General features: G+C 42.2%; 3 protein-coding genes and 1 pseudogene. All 4 read left to right on the forward strand.

Going from position 1 to position 2,891, the window contains the following annotated elements; genetic code table 11:
- Positions 1-80 precede the first annotated feature (80 nt).
- Positions 81-170, forward strand: a pseudogene (locus QUB70_RS32205) (ISAzo13-like element transposase-related protein); the annotation flags it as partial.
- A gap of 584 nt (positions 171-754) precedes the next feature.
- Positions 755-2,329, forward strand: coding sequence for a group II intron reverse transcriptase/maturase (locus QUB70_RS32210; protein ID WP_332985867.1), 1,575 nt, complete (start codon positions 755-757; stop codon positions 2,327-2,329).
- A 93-nt stretch (positions 2,330-2,422) separates the two neighbouring features.
- A complete protein-coding gene (locus tag QUB70_RS32850; protein ID WP_442927866.1) occupies positions 2,423-2,620 on the forward strand; it encodes an ISAzo13-like element transposase-related protein in 198 nt (65 codons plus the stop codon).
- Positions 2,621-2,677: 57 nt separating this feature from the next.
- Positions 2,678-2,785 carry a helix-turn-helix domain-containing protein gene (locus QUB70_RS32855; RefSeq protein ID WP_442927864.1) on the forward strand — a complete coding sequence of 36 codons (108 nt, stop codon included), beginning with the start codon at positions 2,678-2,680 and terminating at the stop codon, positions 2,783-2,785.
- The last annotated feature ends 106 nt before the right edge of the window (positions 2,786-2,891 follow it).

Genomic DNA, 2,891 nt, shown 5'->3' on the forward strand with positions numbered 1-2,891 from the left:
TCATCTTTATTTGGCAATTTTACTAGCTTTTTCATTTTAACCCTTTTTTGGCATACTCGCCAAAGTGAGATGCACCCCATCGAGTCATCGAGTTATCTCAGGCAATTGGCTTAAGAATCCGACTAATTTACTACCCACCCTATCATAGCAAGTATAACCCAATTGAACGGTGCTCTCTCAGCACTTGAACATTATTGGAAGTGCGATTCGTTGATTAGTGAATCTCGGTAATCAATCCGTAAATAACTAATGAGCGTGAAACTTGACCCCTAGGTTGAGCACTGAACTCTCAGATTGATGAAGGTGCAAGTCCTTCCCGCAAGATTCATGCGTGACTCCTTATCTGCCCACACCGACCAAGTTCAATTCTTGGAGAGTGAAGCTGGGAACAGGGCGCAATCAGACGGCTGTTACGGGCTGACACTGGTGCTAACAGGGAGTTCCCACGGTGAAACCGAGCCTAGAAAAGTAACTTAAATGTAGGCAGGGCATAACTTATAAAACCCTGACCTCATCAGAGCTAAAACCCGACGCATCTTTCCGGAATAGCGTTCAGAATCCTGGGTTTCTGATAGTTAAAATGGCTACACCTAACGGAACAATTAATCATCTGAGGGAACGAATAAAAACGACTTGAGAGTCATGGATACGTCGATTTCCATGTAGGTAAGATGAGATACGGAACTCTCTCAAGACGGGTAGGATGCGAAGTAATTTTCGCAAGGTATTCAGAAAATATTCAACGGAACAGAGCATGATTAGGCACATCGGCAACGATAGTGAATCTTGGAAAAATCTACCCTGGAAGAAATTCCGCAAAGATTTATTCCGCCTACAAAGAAGAATATTCAAAGCAGTTCGAGCAGGAAACACGCGGAAAGCAAGGTTTTTGCAAAAACTTATTCTGAAATCCAAAGCTGGTAGATTTCTAGCAATTCGACAAGTAACACAGCTAAACACGGGTAAGAAAACAGCAGGTGTTGACGGTGTAAAATCCCTAGGCTTTACAGGACGTTTCGACCTAGAAACAATACTCAAAGAGTCGGCAGGTAATTGGCATCATCAAGGACTACGGGAAATCCCAATCCCTAAAAAGGACGGGACAACCAGAATGCTAAAAATCCCAACTATCGCGGATAGAGCTTGGCAATGCCTCGCAAAATACGCTTTAGAACCAGCACACGAAGCAACATTCCATGCCTACAGCTACGGGTTCAGAACTGGACGCTCCGCGCACGATGCACAGAAAATCCTGTTCAACAATCTAAGAAGCTACTGCAATGGAACGGAAAAACGAGTGATCGAACTCGACATTGAAAAATGCTTCGACAGGATTAGTCACACCACCATAATGGACAACCTGATTGCGCCCAAGGGTGTCAAGCTCGGAATCTTCCGATGCCTAAAAGCTGGGGTCAACCCCGACTTCCCGGAACAAGGAACTCCTCAAGGTGGGGTGGTGAGTCCCCTTTTAGCCAACATCGCTCTTAACGGGATTGAAAGTATTCACAGATACCATAAGGATGGATTTAGAATAACAGACAAAACCCCAGCGTCAAATATTGTCGAAACATCAATCCGTTATGCGGATGATATGGTGATAGTGCTTAGACCTCAAGACGATGCAGTAAAAATACTTTCCGACATTGATAACTTTCTAGCAGCACGAGGTATGAAGGTAAGTGCTAAGAAAACCAAAGTAACCGCTGCGACAGATGGATTCGACTTTCTCGGCTGGCACTTCAAAGTGTTAAGCGACGGCAGATTCAAAAGTTACCCCTCAGTGGATAACTTTAAAAAATTCCGTTTGAAGGTAAAGAACATCGTTAATTGCTCGAATTATGGTTCTCAGGTAAAAGCCGAAAAGCTAGCACCAATAGTTAGAGGATGGAGAAATTACCATAGGTTCTGTGATATGTCAGGAGCCAGATTCTCACTTTGGTTCTTAAATCACAGAACATACACGGTATTTAACCAGGAAACCAAAAATACCAGAGAATCAAGCGTTAAGCTTGTTAAGAAGGCATTTCCAACAGTTCCTTACTCCGAAAATAAACACATCAACGTCAAAGGGAACAAATCCCCCTATGACGGAGATTCAACCTACTGGAGCGAACGCAATAGTAAGTTATATAATGGGGCTACCTCTAAAGCTCTCAAAAAGCAAAACCATTCATGTGGTCATTGTGGAATGAAATTTATAAGTGATGAACCTGTACATTTACACCACATCGACGGAAACCATGATCACTGGAAACCTGAAAATTTTCTAGCAATACATAAATCCTGTCATGACTATTTACACATGGGCAAAAGGGTCACTCCCTAAGAATATCGGGAGCTGGATGCACGAAAACGGGCACGTCCAGATCTTACTGAGAGGTGCTGGGGATAATACCCCACATCGACTCAAACTGGTGCTATTTTAGATTCGGTTGAAACTGCTATAAACAGGGCAGGCAACATGACGTGGCAAGGGATTAAACCGATTGTACATTTGGTTGAGACAACTTACGAGAAAGGAATAAAAGTCTTACCAAAAAATTTAAAAGAGTATCTACCCTTATGGCAACGTTCTGAAACTTTACCGAAATGGGATATCACGATCACCCCAACTTGACTGGTATTTTATTTTTTTGCGCTTCCCATAATTTTAACATTGGTCTATCTGAGGCATATGACAACATTTCAAATTCTGGGAATCCAGTTTGGAGTAAGCGAGTCTACAGCTAATAATACGTTTAATTATTGGTTGCCGTGCATTACGAGAATTGCTACCATGTAGCTTACTTGAACAAGTAAAAAAAAATGCTGCTGACTATGAAACAGTCAAAGAAATACTCACAGAATATGAATTAATAGTAGATACCTACGAACAAGTCAGAGAGAGA

It is taken from the genome of Microcoleus sp. A003_D6 (assembly GCF_036702825.1).
Classification (GTDB): Bacteria; Cyanobacteriota; Cyanobacteriia; order Cyanobacteriales; family Microcoleaceae; genus Microcoleus.

Bases quoted from the DNA above. Each gene is read 5' to 3' on its own strand.
- QUB70_RS32210 (WP_332985867.1), top strand. From the start codon at position 755: ATGATTAGGCACATCGGCAACGATAGTGAATCTTGGAAAAATCTACCC.
- QUB70_RS32855 (WP_442927864.1), top strand. From the start codon at position 2,678: ATGACAACATTTCAAATTCTGGGAATCCAGTTTGGAGTAAGCGAGTCT.